Source organism: Rickettsia senegalensis, assembly GCF_056135685.1.
Genome location: NZ_JBVYTQ010000002.1, coordinates 66107 through 91318, shown reverse-complemented (window position 1 = coordinate 91318; position 25212 = coordinate 66107). Strand labels below are relative to the sequence as shown.

Sequence of the window (25212 nt, the reverse complement as noted above, 5' to 3'; positions counted from 1 at the left end):
GTAAATCGACAAAAAACTTAACCACAAGTGTGTATGTCAAAGCTACAAAAAGTTTGCAACTGGAAAGAATATAACAGAAGTTTAAAGAAAAGAGGAACAATAATTTTCACATTTTGTGAAGAATATTTAAAAGAGTTATATTATGGAGGGGAACAGAGGCAAGGAGGAGCGAGAAGATATAATAGCAAGATGTATGAATATTTGCTAACAATTAAGCTGTTATTAAGATTGCCATGGCGAGCAACAAGCGGATTTGCAGAAGGAATGTTTAGCAAAATATTTGCGGGTAAGGATTTAAGAATACCGGATTATGCCCATGCATCAAGAATCGCTAGTAAGCTAAAGTTACGAGTAAAATATGTAATAGTTGAGATTTAATCTTACATTTAGTAAAATTAAGATAATATTAAATGGAGGATTAGAGATGAATCTAAATCAAAAAATAATAAAGCCAAAAATAGGATTACTAGAATTAGCTAGGAGTCTTGGTAGTATATCGTCAGCATGTAAAGCTATGGGTTACAGTAGAGACAGTTATTATAGGTTTAAAGAGTTATATGAAACAGGAGGAGAAGAAGCATTATATGAGATTAGTCGGAAGAAGCCAATTATAGCGAATAGAGTTGATCCTGCCGTAGAGAGAGCAGTATTAGATATGGCAATAGAATACCCCGCTTATGGTCAGCTGCGAGTATCAAATGAGCTTAAAAAGACTGGTATTCTTGTATCACCTGGAGGAGTTAGACCTATTTGGCTACGTAATGATTTAAATAATATCAATAAAAGACTTAAAGCATTAGAAGCCAAAATGGCTCAGGATGGTATTGTTCTTACCGAAGCTCAGTTACAAGTATTAGAGAAACGGCGTAGCGAGAAAGAAGCTCATGGTGAGATTGATACACAGCATCCAGGTTATCTAGGATGCCAAGACACATATTATGTAGGTAATTTTAAAGGCATAGGCAAGGTATATTCTCAAGTGTTTATTGATAGTTACACTCGGGTTGCAGAGGCTAAACTATATACTGATAAAACAGCACTTACCGCTGCTGACATGCTTAATGATAGAGTGTTACCATGGTATGAGAGTCAGCAAATACCAGTACTTCGTATTTTAACTGATAGAGGTGGTGAGTATAAAGGTAATATAGAACATCATGCTTTTGAATTGTTCTTAAGCATTGAGGGTATTGAGCATACTACTACTAAAGCATATTCTCCTCAAACAAATGGTATGTGTGAACGTTTTAATAAAACTATGAAACAAGAATTCTTTGATACTGCTATGCGTAAAAAGATCTATACTGATCTTGATGATCTACAACTAGATCTTGATATTTGGCTAGAATATTATAATAATGAAAGACCGCATTCCGGTAAATATTGCTATGGAAAAACACCTATGCAGACTTTTATGGATAGTAAAAAGTTAGCTGTTGAAAAGAATAACGAAATCTTATATCTTGAATACTCATCTGACAGTCATAACTTATCAGACATTCAGATATAATTTTTATAATGTCTGTAAGATTAAATCTTGACTTCTACAGATAAATATATTAAATGAAATGATTGCCCTTGGGAAAGCTCAATATAGCTTTTAGAATTATATAAAATTTAATTATTTTTATACTCTAAGCGCTATATTGACTTTTTTTAATCTCCACGCAACAACGCCTTGCGAGAAAGGCTTGCTTGCGTGGACTCCCAGTCGTCATTGCGAGGAGCGAAGCGACGTGGCAATCCAGAAAAAGATTAAAAAAATTCTGTAAATCAGCATGTTTACTGGATTGCTTCGTCGAATTACTACGTAATTCTTCTCGCAATGACGAGTTGCTATCCACATAAAAACTATTCCAATTATTACGTTATGTGAGTCTGAAAAAATATGAATAAATTACTACTTATAATCATTACTGTTTTTTTTGCTTTTAATGTAGCACAAGCTTCGTTGCCGAATATAGTAGCATCCGTAAATGATGAACCTATTACTCTTAATGAGTTCCGTGCTAGAAAAAAAATGATTATGGCACTAAATAATGTTGAAAGTCTAACGCCTGCTCAAGATAAGCAGCTAAGTGACTTAGCAATCAAGAGCTTAATTGACGAATCTTTGCTTTTTCAATATGCCGGAGATAGAGAAATTCCGCAAGAAGAGATAGATAATGCTATTAAATCTATTGAAGATCGTAATAAAATGCCCCACGGTTCTCTTCTTCAGTATTTAAAAAGCAGATCGGTTAATCCTGATAGTTTTATTTCCCAAATTAAATCCGAGTTGATTAAAATGAATATTTTATCAAGTCTATCAAGATCGGTACAAGTAAGTAATAAAGAAATAGATGTCGCAATTTTATCTAGTGATCAAAAAGACGTAGAAATTTCAATGCAAGTATTTACATCTAAAGATGCTGGCAATAAAGCGTTTACACAGATGAATAATTTGAAAAATCAACTAAAAAAATGTGCAGACGTTAAAAAATCACTTTATGATAATTTTGCTACTATGCAAATTATTACCGATAAGCTTAGCAAGATAGAAGCCGTAAAACAAACTATTGTAAAGGACTTAAGCTCGGACAAAGCAAGCAATGTTTTTGAAGTAAATAACAAATTTGAAATAATATTAGTGTGCAGCAAAAAAATCTTAAATGTTAATGAAGATGAAAATAATTATGTAGTAAACTTCCTAACCAATAAAAAGATTTCACAAAAAGCACAAAAAATGTTTGAAAATATGCGTAAGAAAGCAGTTATAAAAATAATGTTATCAGAATAACGTCATTGTGAGGAGCGAAGCGACGTGGCAATCTCATGAAATAATACAAACTCCTGAGATTGCTTCGTCAATACTTCGTATTTCCTCGCGATGACGATGCTTGCTCTACACAATCACCTTTAAAATCCATGCTCCCTTCAATTGCAAAACATGCAGCATCTCATCAAATTAATCCTATTAAAAAGCACGGACAAAATTTTATTTTTGACAGTAGTCTATGTGATAAAATTGTACGTGCGAGTAACCTTGCAGAAAATAGCAGAGCGCTAGAAATAGGACCCGGCACCGGAGGATTAACTAGGTCAATATTGCAGAAAAATCCTGCATCCTTAACTGTTATAGAAACAGATGAGAGATGTATCCCACTCCTTAATGAGATTAAAGAATATTATCCTAATCTAAATATTATAAAACAAGATGCTCTTAAAATAAATTTAACTGATTTAGGTTATGATAAAATAACTATAATCTCTAATTTACCATATCATATAGGTACTGAGTTAGTAATTAGATGGCTGAAAGAAGCGCGGTTAATTACTAATATGACGCTAATGTTACAAAAGGAAGTAGTAGAACGTATTTGTGCTATGCCGTCAACTAAAGCATATGGCAGGTTATCGGTAATATGTCAGTTAATTACTAAAGTGAAAAAATGCTTTGACGTAGCACCGACTGCTTTCTATCCACCTCCTAAAGTATATTCTGCGATAGTCAAACTAATACCTTTAGAAAATCCCCCGTCTATTGCTCTGATAAATAAAGTTGAGCAAATAACAAAACTTGCTTTTGCAGGACGACGGAAAATGATCAAATCATCACTGAAAAATCTTGTACCTAACATACATGAAATATTAACTCAGTTGAAAATCAATGATAATTATCGTGCTGAAAATCTTACTCCTCAGGATTATTTGAGAATTGCCGAAATGTTAGACAATGTCACCTAGTTCGCTTGACGAGCGTTGTTGCATGGCTCGGAAAATCTGCAGGGTGTCATACCGTGGACTGTAGAAGTCAAGATTTAATCTTACAGACATTATAAAAATTATATCTGAATGTCTGATAAGTTATGACTGTCAGATGAGTATTCAAGATATAAGATTTCGTTATTCTTTTCAACAGCTAACTTTTTACTATCCATAAAAGTCTGCATAGGTGTTTTTCCATAGCAATATTTACCGGAATGCGGTCTTTCATTATTATAATATTCTAGCCAAATATCAAGATCTAGTTGTAGATCATCAAGATCAGTATAGATCTTTTTACGCATAGCAGTATCAAAGAATTCTTGTTTCATAGTTTTATTAAAACGTTCACACATACCATTTGTTTGAGGAGAATATGCTTTAGTAGTAGTATGCTCAATACCCTCAATGCTTAAGAACAATTCAAAAGCATGATGTTCTATATTACCTTTATACCCACCACCTCTATCAGTTAAAATACGAAGTACTGGTATTTGCTGACTCTCATACCATGGTAACACTCTATCATTAAGCATGTCAGCAGCGGTAAGTGCTGTTTTATCAGTATATAGTTTAGCCTCTGCAACCCGAGTGTAACTATCAATAAACACTTGAGAATATACCTTGCCTATGCCTTTAAAATTACCTACATAATATGTGTCTTGGCATCCTAGATAACCTGGATGCTGTGTATCAATCTCACCATGAGCTTCTTTCTCGCTACGCCGTTTCTCTAATACTTGTAACTGAGCTTCGGTAAGAACAATACCATCCTGAGCCATTTTGGCTTCTAATGCTTTAAGTCTTTTATTGATATTATTTAAATCATTACGTAGCCAAATAGATCTAACTCCTCCAGGTGATACAAGAATACCAGTCTTTTTAAGCTCATTTGATACTCGCAGCTGACCATAAGCGGGGTATTCTATTGCCATATCTAATACTGCTCTCTCTACGGCAGGATCAACTCTATTCGCTATAATTGGCTTCTTCCGACTAATCTCATATAATGCTTCTTCTCCTCCTGTTTCATATAACTCTTTAAACCTATAATAACTGTCTCTACTGTAACCCATAGCTTTATATGCTGACGATATACTACCAAGACTCCTAGCTAATTCTAGTAATCCTATTTTTGGCTTTATTATTTTTTGATTTAGATTCATCTCTAATCCTCCATTTAATATTATCTTAATTTTACTAAATGTAAGATTAAATCTCAACTATTACAGCTTATGGTCAGCTGCGAGTATCAAATGAGCTTAAAAAGACTGGTATTCTTGTATCACCTGGAGGAGTTAGATCTATTTGGCTACGTAATGATTTAAATAATATCAATAAAAGACTTAAAGCATTAGAAGCCAAAATGGCTCAGGATGGTATTGTTCTTACCGAAGCTCAGTTACAAGTATTAGAGAAACGGCGTAGCGAGAAAGAAGCTCATGGTGAGATTGATACACAGCATCCAGGTTATCTAGGATGCCAAGACACATATTATGTAGGTAATTTTAAAGGCATAGACAAGGTATATTCTCAAGTGTTTATTGATAGTTACACTCGGGTTGCAGAGGCTAAACTATATACTGATAAAACAGCACTTACCGCTGCTGACATGCTTAATGATAGAGTGTTACCATGGTATGAGAGTCAGCAAATACCAGTACTTCGTATTTTAACTGATAGAGGTGGTGAGTATAAAGGTAATATAGAACATCATGCTTTTGAATTGTTCTTAAGCATTGAGGGTATTGAGCATACTACTACTAAAGCATATTCTCCTCAAACAAATGGTATGTGTGAACGTTTTAATAAAACTATGAAACAAGAATTCTTTGATACTGCTATGCGTAAAAAGATCTATACTGATCTTGATGATCTACAACTAGATCTTGATATTTGGCTAGAATATTATAATAATGAAAGACCGCATTCCGGTAAATATTGCTATGGAAAAACACCTATGCAGACTTTTATGGATAGTAAAAAGTTAGCTGTTGAAAAGAATAACGAAATCTTATATCTTGAATACTCATCTGACAGTCATAACTTATCAGACATTCAGATATAATTTTTATAATGTCTGTAAGATTAAATCTTGACTTCTACAAAAAAAGCATATTATCAGTAAAAAATACACTCAACGGATAGAACGAAGTAACTTGAACCTTAGAACGAGATGCAAGAGGCTTGCACGTAAGACAATCTGCTTTTCCAAGTCATTGGATATTCATGATAAGGTTATTGGTACTCTTATTGAACGTATAGCTTTTTAATAGGCGTAACTGCAATATGGAGGCATGACCAGATAGCTATATAATACACGATGCGATCAAGGAAATTTTAATAACACACATCTTAGTATTAAAGAACTTGAATTGGCACGATTTAAGGCAAGGATTGAATTTATAAAGATAACTACAGATGAAGACTTAGTTCCATTATCTAACAAATTAGCACCTCTATTTAGTCCGGAACTAATACACGGCCTATCAAAATTGGAAGAAGAATTATTTCCTGAAGTAAAGCTAGCCGGATTAGCGGATTAATTTAGGTGTTGTTGTATGGTTCGGAAAGCGCGTTCAGTGTCATACCGTGGCTTATCTACAGTATCCAGTAAAACAACTAAAAATACTAATAATATAGTATTTTTAACTAGATCCCGTGAATAAATCACGGGATGATGGAGCCGAGCCACACAACAACAACCCTTTTAGCTAGGAATGACATAAGTCGGTAAATATCTAATTAATATATAAGCCGGTATAAAACAAAATCCTGCTACGATGAAAAAATAAGCCCAACCTAAATAAGTAGCTGCATAGCCTGAAATACTACCAAACAATATGGTACTAATATAAGCAATAGAAGTAATTAACGCAATTTGGGTTATACAATATTTAGAGCTACAACATCTTAATTGGTAAGAAAAAAACGGCGACATAGTTAAGCCTTTGGTAAATTCTTGAAAAAAGACCGCTATATACAAACTTGTAATATCTCGATTATAAAAATAGAGAAATAAAAAAGATAGGCTAGATAAAGCATGATATATTAATGCTCTTTTAAGCAAATAAGAATATTCATATTTTCGGCACAAAAACCCGCCTATAAAACCTCCAAGGATTGCAGCACACATACCAAAAGCTTTATATCCAAGCGCTAAATCTTTCTTCGTATACCCGATATCGAGATAAAACATATTCGGCATCATTGAAAGAAAATTATCTTGAAGACGATATAGAAGCATAAAACTAACAATTATTAGCCATTTAGGTTTCTTGATAAAGTCATAAAAAGCATACCAAAATCTATCAAAACCATTAATAATTATTTTATCTGTAAATTTAAGCGGATAGATTATAATTGATAGTAATGACGGCATACATAAAATTGCTATAGAACGATAAACATCTTGCCAAGATATGATAGTTGATAAATATAACGCCCCTGAACCTGCTATAAGTATACCTATCCTAAAGCCTGTAGTACAAGCTGCCTCACTTATGCCCCAATTTTTATTTATAATAAGTAACATCTGTGATGATTGAAGCAACATATCATAAATGGAAGAGAAAAATGCCGCAGCTACTAAGCATAAAGCAAAAGATATAAAATGAGTGTTAGGGTTAAAATTTGTTAGAACATATACGCAACAAATACAGCTAACCAAAGTAATAATTAAACAATATTTATATCCTTGCTTACTTAAAGGAGCAAAACTTACTTTTTCTAGTAAAGGACCCCATAAAAATTTAAATATATGAATAAAATTAACTAAACTAAAAAGCCCGATAGTGATTTTATCAAAACCGGATTCTCGAAGCCAAAAAGAAAGAGTTGAACCGGTAAGTAAATAAATTACACCACCTGGAAAAGAAATTATCAATATGAATAAAATATTAAATATAGATTGAAATCGTGAAAAATTTAAACTTATGAATTTATCCTCCTTATATAAAAATGTAGAAGTCAAGATTTAATCTTACAGACATTATAAAAATTATATCTGAATGTCTGATAAGTTATGACTGTCAGATGAGTATTCAAGATATAAGATTTCGTTATTCTTTTCAACAGCTAACTTTTTACTATCCATAAAAGTCTGCATAGGTGTTTTTCCATAGCAATATTTACCGGAATGCGGTCTTTCATTATTATAATATTCTAGCCAAATATCAAGATCTAGTTGTAGATCATCAAGATCAGTATAGATCTTTTTACGCATAGCAGTATCAAAGAATTCTTGTTTCATAGTTTTATTAAAACGTTCACACATACCATTTGTTTGAGGAGAATATGCTTTAGTAGTAGTATGCTCAATACCCTCAATGCTTAAGAACAATTCAAAAGCATGATGTTCTATATTACCTTTATACTCACCACCTCTATCAGTTAAAATACGAAGTACTGGTATTTGCTGACTCTCATACCATGGTAACACTCTATCATTAAGCATGTCAGCAGCGGTAAGTGCTGTTTTATCAGTATATAGTTTAGCCTCTGCAACCCGAGTGTAACTATCAATAAACACTTGAGAATATACCTTGCCTATGCCTTTAAAATTACCTACATAATATGTGTCTTGGCATCCTAGATAACCTGGATGCTGTGTATCAATCTCACCATGAGCTTCTTTCTCGCTACGCCGTTTCTCTAATACTTGTAACTGAGCTTCGGTAAGAACAATACCATCCTGAGCCATTTTGGCTTCTAATGCTTTAAGTCTTTTATTGATATTATTTAAATCATTACGTAGCCAAATAGATCTAACTCCTCCAGGTGATACAAGAATACCAGTCTTTTTAAGCTCATTTGATACTCGCAGCTGACCATAAGCGGGGTATTCTATTGCCATATCTAATACTGCTCTCTCTACGGCAGGATCAACTCTATTCGCTATAATTGGCTTCTTCCGACTAATCTCATATAATGCTTCTTCTCCTCCTGTTTCATATAACTCTTTAAACCTATAATAACTGTCTCTACTGTAACCCATAGCTTTATATGCTGACGATATACTACCAAGACTCCTAGCTAATTCTAGTAATCCTATTTTTGGCTTTATTATTTTTTGATTTAGATTCATCTCTAATCCTCCATTTAATATTATCTTAATTTTACTAAATGTAAGATTAAATCTCAACTATTACATATAAAATGATTTGATTTCATTCCCGCATAGCGTTGGCGTTGTTGCATAGATCGGTTTTTCCGTCATTGCGAGGAAAAGCTGTAAGTTTTGACAAAGCAATCTCAGGATTTTATTATTTCATGAGATTGCCGCACAGCCTATGGCTGCTCGCAATGACGTAAATCTAAACTACGAGGCTTTCTTTCTTTTATTACCGTAATTGTTACCGTCAAAAGTTTTTTTATGATTATTATCAAAAGAATTAAACTTTTTACCCTCAACGCCTGCTCTTTTACCGAATGGTCTTTTACGATTATTTTTATCACTCCTAAACTCACTGCGTGGTGTAGATTCACCTTTATTTAATAGACGATCAATTGCACGCCATCTAATAACATCATCAGGAGAAATAAAAGACAGTGCATGGCCGGTGCCCCCTGCTCTACCCGTTCTACCTATTCTATGTAAATAATCTTCAGGACACATAGGTAAATCATAATTAATAACATGCTGTGTATGAGGAATATCAAGTCCACGAGCCGCTACATCAGTTGCTACCATTATTCTATGATTTGACTTACGAAATGATAAAATTACTCTTTCACGTTGACGCTGACTTAAATCACCATGTATAGCTTCTGCTTTATGATTTTCATATTTTAACATTTTAGCTAATTGATCAGCAGAGCGTTTAGTCTTCACAAAAATAATTACCGATCCTTCCCTATTACCAAGTTGTTTAGTTAATTCACTAAATTTTTCTTTATCAGAAACATGCATTGATTCCTGTTTTATTTCTGCAGCTGCTTTATTAGTAGCACCTACTGTAATACGTATCGGATTGTTTAGATATTTTTGAGAAACAGCAATAATATGTTTTGGCATAGTAGCAGAAAACATTAAAACTTGTCTTTTTTCCGGTAAAAATTTATTGATTTTTTCTAACTGTTCTTTCATCCCCATATCAAGCATTCTATCCATTTCGTCAAGTACGGTTATGCCTATACGATCAATTTTTAAACTTCCTCTATTTAAGTGATCGATAATACGCCCAGGCGTACCGATAATCACTTTCGGATTCCTTTTTAATTGCATAAATTGTTTAGGCATCGGTTCGCCGCCTATCAAAACTGCACTATTAATTTTATAGGATGTAGTTACTTTATTTAAAGTACTGTGTATTTGCGTTGCTAATTCTCTAGTCGGAACAAGAATTAAAGCAGTAGTTTTATTTTTAATAAATGAATCAATTAACGGCAATAAATAAGCGAGAGTTTTTCCTGAACCTGTTTGGCTAGAAGCGAGTATGTCCGACCCCGTCATTGCAACCGGAATCGATTGCTTTTGTATTTCAGTCGGCTCAGTGATATTCATTGTCTCAAGAGCGATAATTAATTCTTCAGATAAATTAAAATTTTTCATTATGTAATCCAATATAGTTTTAAGTCAAAATATGCACATTATTGATTAGATCTATTACATAACCCATTTCTTAAAGATATATGAGACGCTCTCTCAGCCTTACATACTTAACTATAGTACGCTTGAGTAGAGTAGAGATCTCTTATTTCCTGAGCCTAGCTGTAAATAAATTTTAACTGATAATTTAATTCTTTTTGGCTGCAAATTATAAGATTTTTTTGAAATATGAATCACTATTTCTTCAAAAATCTTATCACTTTTCGCTAAAAAAACTCTTTAATTACTAATTAAAATTTATTTACAGATAGTCTCTAAGATAAGTTATGCAGGTTATTGTATAAAAAATAAGTTATAGTAAATTAAAATAACGACTTATATAATTATCCTGAATCAAAAAATATGCTTAAGCTAGATTACAAACCAACTAAATATATAAAACGATAATGAATAATGAAACTATTTTTAGAATCTTATTCAAGCCAGAATAATATTATTAGATTTAGGGCATTTTCATGCCCTTTAGTAAAAATAATTTATTATACTTAAAATTATATAGGTTATTATAAGACAAAAACAAAATATTTACTATTGTGATAAAGATGACTAGACTACCCTAAATTATAAACAATTTTGGATAGCTGCTTTTGGTATTATAAATATATTTATTTAATTCTGAGGTTAACAGCGTAGGTTTTTCCTTGCTTTTCTTCAAGATCAAAAATTACATCTTGTCCTTCTTCAAGGCTATGCAAACCTGCCGCGTCTACGGCTGATTTGTGTACAAACACATCTTTGCCGCCATTTTCCTGTTCAATAAATCCAAAATTCTTCGTAGAATTATACCACTTAACTTTACCTACTATATTTGTAGCCATAAAAACCTTTATTAGATAGAAATTACTTATTTGAACTTAACACACGCTTATAATAACTAAAACTTAAATTTTACTTTAAATCTTACTTAAATATAAGAGTCGATAAAAATTCATTATGCAAAACTACCTTACCTTGCGGCATTTGTCAATAAACATGTCAATAACATGCAAGAGAAAGTATTACTTTCTGAAACTAATCTATCATATTATTACTATTTTGTCACTATTTAAGTTAATTATCTAAATAAATTAATGAGTAAACTAACTATTTTAAAGTGGTTTAATATTTTTTTTATATCCGACTAATATATTAACGATAAAAGTACTTGCTTTTTTGTATTTTTTTTATTATTCTGTCCACTTAGAAAAATACAGTTCTGTATTTATAATTGCCCGCGTGATGGAATGGTAGACATAACGGACTTAAAATTCGTGGAGCGTAAGCTCTTGCCGGTTCAAGTCCGGCCGCGGGTACCATTCGCCAGTTTTAGGCAAATTCACCAATGTATCAAACGGCGAACGCAGCATAAAGTCATGCTTTCCAGGTTTCAATATTAAGTTCCCAAATATTAAATTTATTAAACGTCTTTTTTCGCTCACGCCGGAACTTTTAAATATCTTATAGGCACTTGAGGCTGTCGATATCAAGGAAACTAGCATTTTTGTAAAGCTATCATCATCTTTTTCACGCGTTTCAATTTCTTTTGTTATTTCTTTGCATTTCTGCTCCAATTCTAATCGTTTTTCTTCGTGTTCCTCTTCGCTTATTTGTCCCTTAATATATAAATTCATTAATCTATCCATAGAATCTTTTGGCAACCCCCCCAAAAACAATCGACAAAAGGAGTAGAATTTTCTAGAAACAAAGGAGGAGATTCTATAAATGACAATATCAAAGCAGAGTGATAGCCAAATCATGTCTATCTTAAAGCAAGCGAGCGGTGGGATGCCTGTAGCGTCTATACTGAGAGAGCACAAAATACCATCAGCGACATTTTATAAATGGAGATCAAAGTATGGTGGTATGGCTTTACCGATGATTACTAAATTAAAGGAGTTAGAATCGGAAAATGCACGGCTTAAAAAGATGTATGCTGAGGAAAGGCTAAGAGCTGATATATTAAAGGAAGTACTTGAAAAAAAGTTAGGAAGCCATCTCAAAGGCGGGAGATGGCTAAAATAATATCTGGAGAAAAAGATATTTCTATAAGGAGTGCATGCAAGATCTTTGGTGTCAGCGAAACATGCTATAGATATAAAAGGAAGCTATCATCTGAGGATGATATTATAGCAGGCCAGCTAATGCGTTTAGTAGGTGATCAAAAGAACTGAGGCCTTGGCCTCTGCTTTTTATATTTACGTAATATCAAAGGTTTTGGTTGGAATCATAAATTGTAATAGTTGAGATTTAATCTTACATTTAGTAAAATTAAGATAATATTAAATGGAGGATTAGAGATGAATCTAAATCAAAAAATAATAAAGCCAAAAATAGGATTACTAGAATTAGCTAGGAGTCTTGGTAGTATATCGTCAGCATATAAAGCTATGGGTTACAGTAGAGACAGTTATTATAGGTTTAAAGAGTTATATGAAACAGGAGGAGAAGAAGCATTATATGAGATTAGTCGGAAGAAGCCAATTATAGCGAATAGAGTTGATCCTGCCGTAGAGAGAGCAGTATTAGATATGGCAATAGAATACCCCGCTTATGGTCAGCTGCGAGTATCAAATGAGCTTAAAAAGACTGGTATTCTTGTATCACCTGGAGGAGTTAGATCTATTTGGCTACGTAATGATTTAAATAATATCAATAAAAGACTTAAAGCATTAGAAGCCAAAATGGCTCAGGATGGTATTGTTCTTACCGAAGCTCAGTTACAAGTATTAGAGATGTAGAAGTCAAGATTTAATCTTACAGACATTATAAAAATTATATCTGAATGTCTGATAAGTTATGACTGTCAGATGAGTATTCAAGATATAAGATTTCGTTATTCTTTTCAACAGCTAACTTTTTACTATCCATAAAAGTCTGCATAGGTGTTTTTCCATAGCAATATTTACCGGAATGCGGTCTTTCATTATTATAATATTCTAGCCAAATATCAAGATCTAGTTGTAGATCATCAAGATCAGTATAGATCTTTTTACGCATAGCAGTATCAAAGAATTCTTGTTTCATAGTTTTATTAAAACGTTCACACATACCATTTGTTTGAGGAGAATATGCTTTAGTAGTAGTATGCTCAATACCCTCAATGCTTAAGAACAATTCAAAAGCATGATGTTCTATATTACCTTTATACTCACCACCTCTATCAGTTAAAATACGAAGTACTGGTATTTGCTGACTCTCATACCATGGTAACACTCTATCATTAAGCATGTCAGCAGCGGTAAGTGCTGTTTTATCAGTATATAGTTTAGCCTCTGCAACCCGAGTGTAACTATCAATAAACACTTGAGAATATACCTTGCCTATGCCTTTAAAATTACCTACATAATATGTGTCTTGGCATCCTAGATAACCTGGATGCTGTGTATCAATCTCACCATGAGCTTCTTTCTCGCTACGCCGTTTCTCTAATACTTGTAACTGAGCTTCGGTAAGAACAATACCATCCTGAGCCATTTTGGCTTCTAATGCTTTAAGTCTTTTATTGATATTATTTAAATCATTACGTAGCCAAATAGGTCTAACTCCTCCAGGTGATACAAGAATACCAGTCTTTTTAAGCTCATTTGATACTCGCAGCTGACCATAAGCGGGGTATTCTATTGCCATATCTAATACTGCTCTCTCTACGGCAGGATCAACTCTATTCGCTATAATTGGCTTCTTCCGACTAATCTCATATAATGCTTCTTCTCCTCCTGTTTCATATAACTCTTTAAACCTATAATAACTGTCTCTACTGTAACCCATAGCTTTATATGCTGACGATATACTACCAAGACTCCTAGCTAATTCTAGTAATCCTATTTTTGGCTTTATTATTTTTTGATTTAGATTCATCTCTAATCCTCCATTTAATATTATCTTAATTTTACTAAATGTAAGATTAAATCTCAACTATTACATTTTAGCTAATATACACTTTCTTTCTAAAGTAGTATTGTATACTCTTTAATTTATTTTGTATTATTTTGAAGTTTAAAAAAGAAATTTCGTAAACAGGCTTTTTGAAATATTTCTTTTTGTTCTGAAGGGAAATGTTGCTTGATAAAATTAGTGCAAACATTTAATAGTTGTTGTTCTACGGTTCGTATTTCTAAATAAGCTGCTATGAGTAAGAAACTTTCTATAGTTTCTTTTACTGTTTCTAAAACCTTTTCTGTAGATTTAGCATTTATAGTTTGTAAATTATGTAGGCGATCAAACGCTTTAATAAGTGCGTTATCATATCTTTGTTCCTGTATTAGTAAATTTAACATTTCACCGGAGCTAATTTTACCGTACAGCTTAATTCTTGTTAAACGTTCTACGCTACCGGCAATATTCTTATCAAAAATTTTGCTAATATCAGCGTATGTAAGTATTGTATCCTCTATAGTATCATGAAGAAGGGCGACATTTGTCATATACGATTTGTAAAGTTTAGGAGCCTCAAGAGCCGTAAAATCTGCAAGCATGATTGCAACTTCTATAGGGTGAGAATAATAAGGCTCCCCTGATTGACGCATTTGAGAAGCATGATATTTACGGGTATAATAAAGACCTTTTTCAATTTCTGTGATATCTATAGGCGAGTCTACTATAGTATTCAAATATTTAATTCGATCAATTAATTTATTACTATAATCATAAACCTCAAATTTTTGCTGCCAAGTATCAATATCTTCCATAAACCTACTAATTATTTAAACTTCTTTTAAAAGGAGTATATACATATTATTAGTATCAAATATTTTTATAAGAAAATTAATAAGATTTTAGAAAGATATGATATTTATTTTTTAAATTGATCGATAATCAATGGGTAATCCTCCCATTTTTAATCGCAATAGAGAGTAGAGAGTTAAGTTGCGAGAGCTAATTTTTGTATTGGTGTTATACCGCCAATAGCCATATTAAGTCTTTCGTTATTATAAGACCAAAGCCATTGAGTTGCAAGATCCTGTGCTTCTTGTATATTAACAAATAAATACTGATTTAACCAATCATATCTTACAGTTCTATTATATCTTTCAATATATGCATTTTGCTGAGGCATGCCTGGCTGAATGAATAATAACTTGATATTCTTTTCTTTTGCCCACTTGCTCAATAATTTACTGATATATTCAGGTCCATTATCACAACGTATAGATTTTGGCTTACCTCGCCATTCTATAATTTGATCTAGTGACCTGATAACTCTTCCTGCTGACAATAAAAAATCAGTCTCAGTACCAAGGCTCTCTCTATTAAAGTCATCAATCACATTAAATAAACGATATTTCCTACCATTCTCTAAACTATCGTGCATAAAATCCATGGACCAGCAATCATTTATTGTTTTAGACACTATAAGCTTTTTAGGCTTTGCTCTAAGTAATCTCTTCTTAGGCTTTATTCTCATATTAAGGGCTAGCTCCTTATATATCCTGTATACACGTTTATGATTCCAACCAAAACCTTTGATATTACGTAAATATAAAAAGCAGAGGCCAAGGCCTCAGTTCTTTTGATCACCTACTAAACGCATTAGCTGGCCTGCTATAATATCATCCTCAGATGATAGCTTCCTTTTATATCTATAGCATGTTTCGCTGACACCAAAGATCTTGCATGCACTCCTTATAGAAATATCTTTTTCTCCAGATATTATTTTAGCCATCTCCCGCCTTTGAGATGGCTTCCTAACTTTTTTTCAAGTACTTCCTTTAATATATCAGCTCTTAGCCTTTCCTCAGCATACATCTTTTTAAGCCGTGCATTTTCCGATTCTAACTCCTTTAATTTAGTAATCATCGGTAAAGCCATACCACCATACTTTGATCTCCATTTATAAAATGTCGCTGATGGTATTTTGTGCTCTCTCAGTATAGACGCTACAGGCATCCCACCGCTCGCTTGCTTTAAGATAGACATGATTTGGCTATCACTGTGCTTTGATATTGTCATTTATAGAATCTCCTCCTTTGTTTCTAGAAAATTCTACTCCTTTTGTCGATTGTTTTTGGGGGGGTGCCACTCATAGATAATAGTAATAGATTCGATTCATTGTCAAACATGAACATTTCCACAGGTTCGTCCGTATAAGAGAATTTGGAAAGAAATATTATATGAGTTTTATAATAATCATGATATTTGTCTTTAAGATAGTTTTGGTATTTGCTTAAACCTTCTAGTCGTGTATGTTCTTCTATATTAGCTTTTGTATAATACAAGTTTTTAGACGTCCATTGTCTGCAGCTGATACAAAAAATTCATCAATATATTTTTGTTCAGGTTTATATCCACTACTTAATAAAAATTTTATTACCTCTGTATTTTGATATTTTGAAGCTTCACCTAATATATAATCAATGGATGAGATAGCCGGTGATGAACCGATAAGTTTTAAATTATTTTTTTCAATATCCGGTAATTTCTTCTCAAATAAATATTCAAATACACTTAAATTTGAATGACTAATTGCCAATTCAATATGCTCTGGCTTAATGATTGCACCTTTTTGTACTAAAAGATCTATTATTTCTATGCTTTTGTTTTCTCCTCTAATCGCATAATATAATGCATTTTGAACCTTAATATCATCTCGCTCACAAAGCAATTTTACTATCTCTTTATATCTTTTGTCTGCCGCAAGCCCTAAAGGGGTAATATAGTTTATTCCACTATGGCTATTTATATCAAATCCAAAATTTATTAATAAATTAAGCATTTCAAGACCATTATTAATAACCGCAATTAAAGACAAGGTACTATGAGATGTTCCAACATTATTTAATATTCTAACATTATTTGGTTTATCTTCATCGATAGCAAAATAACGTATTGTTTTTATATTGTCAGAAAGAGGAAAATTAAATTGTGAAATATAACAAAAGGCTTCACTAGTGTTCTTATTTATAACGCTCTTAAATAAATTTAGTATCAATAGTATATATATCACCTTTTCTTGTAGTAATTTTTTAGGCATAATAATCTAGCAGTAGTTAGTAATATATTAAAATAATAACTTATTTTAATAAAATCAACGATAAATTAAAAAGTTGCTATGGTACTGTTAACAAAATAGCTTTAAAATTATTTTGTTAACAGTGCCATACAACAATATCCAAGATAAATACAAATATATTAGACTTCTTGCATAACGTAGCTAATAAGGAGGAATTTGTAGGATACACGGGAGTGCTTGCCACTGCAGCGTACACTTTAGTACGTGAGGATGCGAGTACCGGATCGACGCACAAATTACTCTTAGAAGCAAGTTATGCAAGAAGTCTATTGTAAAAACGGTACTATCGATTTATAATAATCAACAAATTTATTAGTGTACTTTAATTATGTTTATTCAAACTGAAGATACTCCCAACCCTGATGCAATAAAGTTTTTCCCGGGGCAGGAAATAAGTAGTGAACAGCCGGTATTTTTTAGCGATATTGCTGAAATTAAAGGAAGAAGCAAACTTGCAGAGTCACTATTTTATATTAATAATGTGAAATCAGTATTTTTTGGTAGTGATTTTATAACGGTGACTAAGCAAGCTGAAAGTAATTGGCAAGTTATAAAGCCTGAAGTTTTAATGGTTATTATGGATCATTTTGTTTCGGGATTTCCGGTATTTGAAGAAAGTACAAAAGCAGATAATGTACATAATAACCTTGATGGGCTTTCGGAAATAGAGAAGCAAATCGTAGAGATTATTGAAACTAGAGTGCGACCATCTGTTGCACAAGATGGTGGTGACATAATATATAAAGGCTTTGAAAACGGTGTAGTTAAATTAGCACTTCGTGGTGCTTGCCTTGGATGCCCGAGTTCTACTATTACCTTAAAAAACGGCATTGAATCCATGCTTAAACATTTTGTACCGGAAGTGCAAGAAGTTGAAGCTGCAGAGGAAGATGTTGAGTAATTTAGGCATTGACTAAAAAGAGTTGATTTATGTAATAGTTGAGATTTAATCTTACATTTAGTAAAATTAAGATAATATTAAATGGAGGATTAGAGATGAATCTAAATCAAAAAATAATAAAGCCAAAAATAGGATTACTAGAATTAGCTAGGAGTCTTGGTAGTATATCGTCAGCATGTAAAGCTATGGGCTACAGTAGAGACAGTTATTATAGGTTTAAAGAGTTATATGAAACAGGAGGAGAAGAAGCATTATATGAGATTAGTCGGAAGAAGCCAATTATAGCGAATAGAGTTGATCCTGCCGTAGAGAGAGCAGTATTAGATATGGCAATAGAATACCCCGCTTATGGTCAGCTGCGAGTATCAAATGAGCTTAAAAAGACTGGTATTCTTGTATCACCTGGAGGAGTTAGATCTATTTGGCTACGTAATGATTTAAATAATATCAATAAAAGACTTAAAGCATTAGAAGCCAAAATGGCTCAGGATGGTATTGTTCTTACCGAAGCTCAGTTACAAGTATTAGAGAAACGGCGTAGCGAGAAAGAAGCTCATGGTGAGATTGATACACAGCATCCAGGTTATCTAGGATGCCAAGACACATATTATGTAGGTAATTTTAAAGGCATAGGCAAGGTATATTCTCAAGTGTTTATTGATAGTTACACTCGGGTTGCAGAGGCTAAACTATATACTGATAAAACAGCACTTACCGCTGCTGACATGCTTAATGATAGAGTGTTACCATGGTATGAGAGTCAGCAAATACCAGTACTTCGTATTTTAACTGATAGAGGTGGTGAGTATAAAGGTAATATAGAACATCATGCTTTTGAATTGTTCTTAAGCATTGAGGGTATTGAGCATACTACTACTAAAGCATATTCTCCTCAAACAAATGGTATGTGTGAACGTTTTAATAAAACTATGAAACAAGAATTCTTTGATACTGCTATGCGTAAAAAGATCTATACTGATCTTGATGATCTACAACTAGATCTTGATATTTGGCTAGAATATTATAATAATGAAAGACCGCATTCCGGTAAATATTGCTATGGAAAAACACCTATGCAGACTTTTATGGATAGTAAAAAGTTAGCTGTTGAAAAGAATAACGAAATCTTATATCTTGAATACTCATCTGACAGTCATAACTTATCAGACATTCAGATATAATTTTTATAATGTCTGTAAGATTAAATCTTGACTTCTACAGTTCCCGCATTCTATGTCATTCCTAGCTAGAAGCGGGAATCCAGAAAAAAAGCATAAATACAGCAAATTTTTAAAATTAAAAGTTCGATTTATCTCGCTTTATGCTGGATTCCCGCTTCTAGCTAGGAATGACATAGAAGCTATATAATAACAACTTCAGCTACTTGCAATGACGATATCTATAATACTAACCTTCCTTTGCAGAATTAATTATATCATTTTGATGCCAAATAACGTAATGTAGTTCAACATATACTACGATAGGTATTTTGCTATTATATCTTAAAAATATTTCAACGCCTAAAAATACACTAACCGGTTGCATGGTTGCTTTTATCCCAGGGCACGCCATCATTGTACTAGCAGGGTGATCGCTAACTTGATCGATTATATAATAATTATATCCCCATCCTTCTAAAGTTTTTGTTTCCAGATTACCGCCAAACCAAACACGATTACAATCTTTCATTGCATTTTTTGTTGCTTGCAATTCTACTTTTAGCTTTTCTTCATTAGACTCTGTAGGTAAATGAATTACATAACGCTTTTGATGTTCAAGTGGCGTAGGGTAGGGCGCAATATCTTTTAACCGCTTATCGGTATCAGCTAATAAATGAGTATTTAAAAAACATAATGTAAGAAATAGTATAATTTTATGGTCGTGTAGAAGTCAAGATTTAATCTTACAGACATTATAAAAATTATATCTGAATGTCTGATAAGTTATGACTGTCAGATGAGTATTCAAGATATAAGATTTCGTTATTCTTTTCAACAGCTAACTTTTTACTATCCATAAAAGTCTGCATAGGTGTTTTTCCATAGCAATATTTACCGGAATGCGGTCTTTCATTATTATAATATTCTAGCCAAATATCAAGATCTAGTTGTAGATCATCAAGATCAGTATAGATCTTTTTACGCATAGCAGTATCAAAGAATTCTTGTTTCATAGTTTTATTAAAACGTTCACACATACCATTTGTTTGAGGAGAATATGCTTTAGTAGTAGTATGCTCAATACCCTCAATGCTTAAGAACAATTCAAAAGCATGATGTTCTATATTACCTTTATACTCACCACCTCTATCAGTTAAAATACGAAGTACTGGTATTTGCTGACTCTCATACCATGGTAACACTCTATCATTAAGCATGTCAGCAGCGGTAAGTGCTGTTTTATCAGTATATAGTTTAGCCTCTGCAACCCGAGTGTAACTATCAATAAACACTTGAGAATATACCTTGCCTATGCCTTTAAAATTACCTACATAATATGTGTCTTGGCATCCTAGATAACCTGGATGCTGTGTATCAATCTCACCATGAGCTTCTTTCTCGCTACGCCGTTTCTCTAATACTTGTAACTGAGCTTCGGTAAGAACAATACCATCCTGAGCCATTTTGGCTTCTAATGCTTTAAGTCTTTTATTGATATTATTTAAATCATTACGTAGCCAAATAGATCTAACTCCTCCAGGTGATACAAGAATACCAGTCTTTTTAAGCTCATTTGATACTCGCAGCTGACCATAAGCGGGGTATTCTATTGCCATATCTAATACTGCTCTCTCTACGGCAGGATCAACTCTATTCGCTATAATTGGCTTCTTCCGACTAATCTCATATAATGCTTCTTCTCCTCCTGTTTCATATAACTCTTTAAACCTATAATAACTGTCTCTACTGTAACCCATAGCTTTATATGCTGACGATATACTACCAAGACTCCTAGCTAATTCTAGTAATCCTATTTTTGGCTTTATTATTTTTTGATTTAGATTCATCTCTAATCCTCCATTTAATATTATCTTAATTTTACTAAATGTAAGATTAAATCTCAACTATTACATATTATCAGTAAAAAATACACTCAACGGATAGAACGAAGTAACTTGAACCTTAGAACGAGATGCAAGAGGCTTGCACGTAAGACAATCTGCCTTTCCAAGTCATTGGATATTCATGATAAGGTTATTGGTACTCTTATTGAACGTATAGCTTTTTAATAGGCGTAACTGCAATATGGAGGCATGACCAATTTTATTTTGCATATGATTGTTTTTTAAATTAATTAAAATCCATTATTTCGCCTAAAGGAGTTATATAAGAAGAATTTATTTTGCCCTCGGCTATATCAGCACTAAAGCCTTCACTATAGTTAACATCACCATTTTCGTTTATTTTTTTACTTAAAAATAATATAGCATTTTCAAATTTATTTTCTTTTAATATAGGCTGATTATTTAAACTAAAAACTTTCATGGCAAGCCTTTCGTTATTAGGTAATCTAAAATATATTTCTGATCCGTTATTGTATTCAAAAAAATTACATTTATTATAAGCGCCTAATAATAATAAATTATTTAATACATCTATGGTAACTTGTTCTTCAAGGTTTATTCCTTTAGGAAATGGTATACAATTATTATGATTATTTTGTATATTGGAAGAAAAAATACTTAACAACTCCTGTTGAGTAAAGTCAGGAAATTTAGGTTCTACTGTATTTTGTACATTATTATAATTTAATGCAGTAAAATCTAATTCAGTATAGTGGGTTGTATCACCAATCTCCAAAGTATATATATGTTGACCTTGCAATTCTTCTTCAAATAAATCTTCCCATATTATTTGTAATTCTTCTAGTAGTTCCTGAATATATTTATTATCATCTTTAACATCGTTAATTTCATCTGCAAAGCTTTTCATTACAAAAAATTTAAAATCTTTTAATTGTGAAGGTTTATAAGATTCAATTTTATTTTGTAATTTCTCTTCTAAATAATCTATTAGTGACGCAATATCTGCAGGAAAATTTTTAGTTATTTCTAATAATTCTTTTTTATGCTGTTCTGAAATTATATTCATTTTCTAATCTAATCTCGTCTCTTTCTTAAAAAAGCCGGTATGTCATGAATATCAGACTCCTTATTATCTTGATCTAGAGTATTAACAATAATGTTTTTGCGTTCTAAAGTTTGATTATTTGAAGCACGCAGAGAACCCCATATTTTTCCTAAAAATGATGGTTTTGGTGAGTCATCTTCAGATCTGTTGAAACTATTTGCATGTAACCCTAGCTCTTTTTCATTTCCGATAAAATTTTGATTTATTGGAGAGTCGGTAATTTCAATATTTTCGGTACTATAGCTGTTAAAATCAGGAATTTCTTCTATTTGTGTAGGTTGTACTATAGATTCATTATAAGTTTCTTCAGGAACTATGTTGGTAGTTCCAGCTATTGCGGGTTTATATGTCGGTACTTTATCGGCATCAATACCGGTAGCAACAACCGATACTCGGATAATTCCTTTTAATTCCGGATTAAATGTTGAACCGAAAATAATATTAGCATCAAGATTATCTACTTCTTCTCTAATTCTATTAGCAGCGTTGTCAACTTCAAATAAGGTCATGTCAGAACCACCGGTAATATTGATTAATACACCTCTTGCACCGCGCATTGAGCTATGATCTAGCAGCGGATTTGAAATTGCAGATTCTGCCGCTTTAATAGCTCTATCTTCGCCGCTAGCTTCACCCGTACCCATCATTGCTTTACCCATTTCGCTCATTACTGCCTTAATGTCGGCAAAATCAAGATTAATAAGTCCTGGCATAATCATTAAATCTGTTACTCCTCTAACGCCTGCATGTAATACGTCATCTGCCATTTTGAAAGCATCGGCAAACGTCGTTTGTTCATTAGCAATACGGAATAGATTTTGGTTCGGTATTACAATTAAAGTATCAACGAATTGCTGTAATTCAATAAGTCCTTTATCGGCAGTTTTCATACGATGACCGCCTTCAAAATGGAAAGGTTTAGTTACTACCCCAACCGTAAGGATGCCTAGTTCTTTAGCAATGCATGCAATAACCGGTGCAGAACCGGTACCTGTACCGCCGCCCATACCTGCCGTAATAAATACCATATTGCTACTTTCTAGGTAACTACGAATTTCGCTTTCTGATTCTTGAGCAGCAAGTGCTCCAACCTCAGGAGAAGCTCCTGCTCCAAGACCTCTAGTCGTAGAAACACCGAGTTGTATTTTGTTAGTGCATAAAGAATGTTCAAGCGATTGTGCATCAGTATTAGCTACTACAAAATTAGCGCCTTGCAGATTAGCACTAATCATATTATTTACTGCATTACTACCTGCGCCCCCAACGCCGAAAACCGTAATGGTCGGCTTTAATACTATATTTTCAGGAGCTTTTATGTTTAAAACCATGATACTCTTTTATTTTACATAATTAATGTTTAAGTATAATAAAAGATTAAGGCTGTGTGAAGAAAAATTTAATTATTTATATTTTTGTTCTTTTTGGCTGCAAATTATAAGATTTTTTTGAAATAGGAACAGCTATTTGCTGCAAAAATCTTATTAATTTTCGCTCAAAAATATCTAAAAATATAAATAATTAAATTTTTCTTCACAAAGCCTAAAAATTTCCACAGTATTTTATGAAAAGTTTAAGATAAGTTTTCTTTTAATAGCGGAACTGTAATAGTTGAGATTTAATCTTACATTTAGTAAAATTAAGATAATATTAAATGGAGGATTAGAGATGAATCTAAATCAAAAAATAATAAAGCCAAAAATAGGATTACTAGAATTAGCTAGGAGTCTTGGTAGTATATCGTCAGCATATAAAGCTATGGGTTACAGTAGAGACAGTTATTATAGGTTTAAAGAGTTATATGAAACAGGAGGAGAAGAAGCATTATATGAGATTAGTCGGAAGAAGCCAATTATAGCGAATAGAGTTGATCCTGCCGTAGAGAGAGCAGTATTAGATATGGCAATAGAATACCCCGCTTATGGTCAGCTGCGAGTATCAAATGAGCTTAAAAAGACTGGTATTCTTGTATCACCTGGAGGAGTTAGATCTATTTGGCTACGTAATGATTTAAATAATATCAATAAAAGACTTAAAGCATTAGAAGCCAAAATGGCTCAGGATGGTATTGTTCTTACCGAAGCTCAGTTACAAGTATTAGAGAAACGGCGTAGCGAGAAAGAAGCTCATGGTGAGATTGATACACAGCATCCAGGTTATCTAGGATGCCAAGACACATATTATGTAGGTAATTTTAAAGGCATAGACAAGGTATATTCTCAAGTGTTTATTGATAGTTACACTCGGGTTGCAGAGGCTAAACTATATACTGATAAAACAGCACTTACCGCTGCTGACATGCTTAATGATAGAGTGTTACCATGGTATGAGAGTCAGCAAATACCAGTACTTCGTATTTTAACTGATAGAGGTGGTGAGTATAAAGGTAATATAGAACATCATGCTTTTGAATTGTTCTTAAGCATTGAGGGTATTGAGCATACTACTACTAAAGCATATTCTCCTCAAACAAATGGTATGTGTGAACGTTTTAATAAAACTATGAAACAAGAATTCTTTGATACTGCTATGCGTAAAAAGATCTATACTGATCTTGATGATCTACAACTAGATCTTGATATTTGGCTAGAATATTATAATAATGAAAGACCGCATTCCGGTAAATATTGCTATGGAAAAACACCTATGCAGACTTTTATGGATAGTAAAAAGTTAGCTGTTGAAAAGAATAACGAAATCTTATATCTTGAATACTCATCTGACAGTCATAACTTATCAGACATTCAGATATAATTTTTATAATGTCTGTAAGATTAAATCTTGACTTCTACAATTGTAATATTAGCCTATTTATAAGATTTTGTACAATAATATTAATATT

At 32.7% G+C, this 25212-nt stretch carries 20 protein-coding genes, 1 tRNA gene and 7 pseudogenes; 15 read left to right on the top strand and 13 right to left on the bottom strand.

Features of this window, described 5'->3' with window-relative positions:
* Positions 1 to 33 precede the first annotated feature (33 nt).
* The 4 genes from AC0ODJ_RS08190 (at position 34) to rsmA (ending at position 3726) form a co-directional block, all read left to right on the top strand.
* Positions 34 to 378: a transposase gene (locus tag AC0ODJ_RS08190; RefSeq protein ID WP_474465942.1), complete on the top strand. Its 345-nt coding sequence runs from the start codon at positions 34 to 36 to the stop codon at positions 376 to 378.
* Positions 379 to 424: 46 nt separating this feature from the next.
* Entirely contained in the window at positions 425 to 1510 is a 1086-nt protein-coding gene (locus AC0ODJ_RS08185; protein WP_474465632.1) for an IS481 family transposase, read from the top strand.
* A 378-nt stretch (positions 1511 to 1888) separates the two neighbouring features.
* Complete coding sequence (locus tag AC0ODJ_RS08180; protein WP_474465940.1) at positions 1889 to 2779, top strand: SurA N-terminal domain-containing protein; 891 nt, start codon at positions 1889 to 1891, stop codon at positions 2777 to 2779.
* 128 nt (positions 2780 to 2907) lie between these two features.
* Positions 2908 to 3726 (top strand): 16S rRNA (adenine(1518)-N(6)/adenine(1519)-N(6))-dimethyltransferase RsmA, encoded by an 819-nt coding sequence (gene rsmA / locus AC0ODJ_RS08175; protein ID WP_218460536.1) that lies wholly within the window; start codon positions 2908 to 2910, stop codon positions 3724 to 3726.
* 98 nt (positions 3727 to 3824) lie between these two features.
* Here the strand turns inward: rsmA and AC0ODJ_RS08170 are convergent, their stop codons facing one another.
* Positions 3825 to 4910 carry an IS481 family transposase gene (locus tag AC0ODJ_RS08170; protein WP_474465612.1) on the bottom strand — a complete coding sequence of 362 codons (1086 nt, stop codon included), beginning with the start codon at positions 4908 to 4910 and terminating at the stop codon, positions 3825 to 3827.
* 65 nt (positions 4911 to 4975) lie between these two features.
* On the opposite strand from AC0ODJ_RS08170, the pseudogene AC0ODJ_RS08165 reads away from it, so the two are divergent.
* From AC0ODJ_RS08165 to AC0ODJ_RS08155, 3 genes and pseudogenes are all read left to right on the top strand, one after another.
* Positions 4976 to 5812, top strand: a pseudogene (locus AC0ODJ_RS08165) (integrase core domain-containing protein); the annotation flags it as partial.
* Between the two features lie 31 nt (positions 5813 to 5843).
* Positions 5844 to 6017 (top strand): annotated as a pseudogene (locus tag AC0ODJ_RS08160) (IS1 family transposase); the annotation flags it as partial.
* Between the two features lie 102 nt (positions 6018 to 6119).
* A complete protein-coding gene (locus AC0ODJ_RS08155) occupies positions 6120 to 6290 on the top strand; it encodes a hypothetical protein (protein WP_218460275.1) in 171 nt (56 codons plus the stop codon).
* 164 nt (positions 6291 to 6454) lie between these two features.
* On the opposite strand, the gene AC0ODJ_RS08150 is transcribed toward AC0ODJ_RS08155, so the two are convergent.
* The 4 genes from AC0ODJ_RS08150 to AC0ODJ_RS08135 form a co-directional block, all read right to left on the bottom strand.
* Entirely contained in the window at positions 6455 to 7681 is a 1227-nt protein-coding gene (locus AC0ODJ_RS08150) for an MFS transporter (protein WP_474466017.1), read from the bottom strand.
* 63 nt (positions 7682 to 7744) lie between these two features.
* Positions 7745 to 8830, bottom strand: coding sequence for an IS481 family transposase (locus AC0ODJ_RS08145; RefSeq protein ID WP_121834048.1), 1086 nt, complete (start codon positions 8828 to 8830; stop codon positions 7745 to 7747).
* Between the two features lie 234 nt (positions 8831 to 9064).
* Complete coding sequence (locus AC0ODJ_RS08140; RefSeq protein ID WP_218460297.1) at positions 9065 to 10297, bottom strand: DEAD/DEAH box helicase; 1233 nt, start codon at positions 10295 to 10297, stop codon at positions 9065 to 9067.
* A gap of 662 nt (positions 10298 to 10959) precedes the next feature.
* A complete protein-coding gene (locus tag AC0ODJ_RS08135) occupies positions 10960 to 11172 on the bottom strand; it encodes a cold-shock protein (protein WP_218460298.1) in 213 nt (70 codons plus the stop codon).
* 391 nt (positions 11173 to 11563) lie between these two features.
* Here AC0ODJ_RS08135 and AC0ODJ_RS08130 point away from each other — a divergent pair.
* The 3 genes and pseudogenes from AC0ODJ_RS08130 to AC0ODJ_RS08120 all read left to right on the top strand — a co-directional run.
* Positions 11564 to 11649, top strand: a tRNA-Leu gene (locus AC0ODJ_RS08130).
* Between the two features lie 406 nt (positions 11650 to 12055).
* Positions 12056 to 12564 (top strand): annotated as a pseudogene (locus tag AC0ODJ_RS08125) (transposase); the annotation flags it as partial.
* 66 nt (positions 12565 to 12630) lie between these two features.
* A pseudogene (locus AC0ODJ_RS08120) lies at positions 12631 to 13065 on the top strand (helix-turn-helix domain-containing protein); the annotation flags it as partial.
* A gap of 40 nt (positions 13066 to 13105) precedes the next feature.
* Here the strand turns inward: AC0ODJ_RS08120 and AC0ODJ_RS08115 are convergent.
* From AC0ODJ_RS08115 to AC0ODJ_RS08100, 4 genes and pseudogenes are all read right to left on the bottom strand, one after another.
* A complete protein-coding gene (locus tag AC0ODJ_RS08115) occupies positions 13106 to 14191 on the bottom strand; it encodes an IS481 family transposase (protein WP_474465598.1) in 1086 nt (361 codons plus the stop codon).
* Between the two features lie 116 nt (positions 14192 to 14307).
* Positions 14308 to 15021, bottom strand: a complete 714-nt coding sequence (locus AC0ODJ_RS08110; RefSeq protein ID WP_218460320.1) for an HD domain-containing protein — start codon at positions 15019 to 15021, stop codon at positions 14308 to 14310.
* Positions 15022 to 15194: 173 nt separating this feature from the next.
* Positions 15195 to 16282: pseudogene (locus AC0ODJ_RS08105) on the bottom strand (IS3 family transposase).
* A gap of 241 nt (positions 16283 to 16523) precedes the next feature.
* Entirely contained in the window at positions 16524 to 17303 is a 780-nt protein-coding gene (locus AC0ODJ_RS08100; protein WP_218460240.1) for an ankyrin repeat domain-containing protein, read from the bottom strand.
* Positions 17304 to 17437: 134 nt separating this feature from the next.
* Here AC0ODJ_RS08100 and AC0ODJ_RS08095 point away from each other — a divergent pair.
* The 3 genes and pseudogenes from AC0ODJ_RS08095 to AC0ODJ_RS08085 form a co-directional block, all read left to right on the top strand.
* Positions 17438 to 17614 (top strand): annotated as a pseudogene (locus AC0ODJ_RS08095) (palindromic element RPE1 domain-containing protein); the annotation flags it as partial.
* Between the two features lie 56 nt (positions 17615 to 17670).
* Entirely contained in the window at positions 17671 to 18243 is a 573-nt protein-coding gene (locus tag AC0ODJ_RS08090) for a NifU family protein (RefSeq protein WP_218460239.1), read from the top strand.
* Positions 18244 to 18338: 95 nt separating this feature from the next.
* On the top strand, positions 18339 to 19424 hold the full coding sequence (locus tag AC0ODJ_RS08085) for an IS481 family transposase (protein ID WP_127896995.1): 1086 nt from the start codon (positions 18339 to 18341) through the stop codon (positions 19422 to 19424).
* A 226-nt stretch (positions 19425 to 19650) separates the two neighbouring features.
* Here AC0ODJ_RS08085 and eco read toward each other — a convergent pair whose 3' ends face one another.
* Positions 19651 to 20112: a serine protease inhibitor ecotin gene (gene eco, locus AC0ODJ_RS08080; RefSeq protein WP_474466015.1), complete on the bottom strand. Its 462-nt coding sequence runs from the start codon at positions 20110 to 20112 to the stop codon at positions 19651 to 19653.
* A gap of 52 nt (positions 20113 to 20164) precedes the next feature.
* Entirely contained in the window at positions 20165 to 21250 is a 1086-nt protein-coding gene (locus tag AC0ODJ_RS08075; RefSeq protein ID WP_121834048.1) for an IS481 family transposase, read from the bottom strand.
* Between the two features lie 63 nt (positions 21251 to 21313).
* On the opposite strand from AC0ODJ_RS08075, the pseudogene AC0ODJ_RS08070 reads away from it, so the two are divergent.
* A pseudogene (locus tag AC0ODJ_RS08070) lies at positions 21314 to 21472 on the top strand (IS1 family transposase); the annotation flags it as partial.
* Between the two features lie 61 nt (positions 21473 to 21533).
* Here AC0ODJ_RS08070 and AC0ODJ_RS08065 read toward each other — a convergent pair.
* Together AC0ODJ_RS08065 and ftsZ are read right to left on the bottom strand one after the other, a co-directional pair.
* Positions 21534 to 22067, bottom strand: coding sequence for a hypothetical protein (locus tag AC0ODJ_RS08065; protein WP_256621353.1), 534 nt, complete (start codon positions 22065 to 22067; stop codon positions 21534 to 21536).
* 275 nt (positions 22068 to 22342) lie between these two features.
* Positions 22343 to 23701, bottom strand: a complete 1359-nt coding sequence (gene ftsZ / locus AC0ODJ_RS08060) for a cell division protein FtsZ (RefSeq protein ID WP_218460624.1) — start codon at positions 23699 to 23701, stop codon at positions 22343 to 22345.
* 337 nt (positions 23702 to 24038) lie between these two features.
* Between ftsZ and AC0ODJ_RS08055 the strand changes: the two genes are divergently transcribed.
* Positions 24039 to 25124, top strand: a complete 1086-nt coding sequence (locus AC0ODJ_RS08055) for an IS481 family transposase (RefSeq protein WP_474465620.1) — start codon at positions 24039 to 24041, stop codon at positions 25122 to 25124.
* Positions 25125 to 25212: the final 88 nt, after the last annotated feature.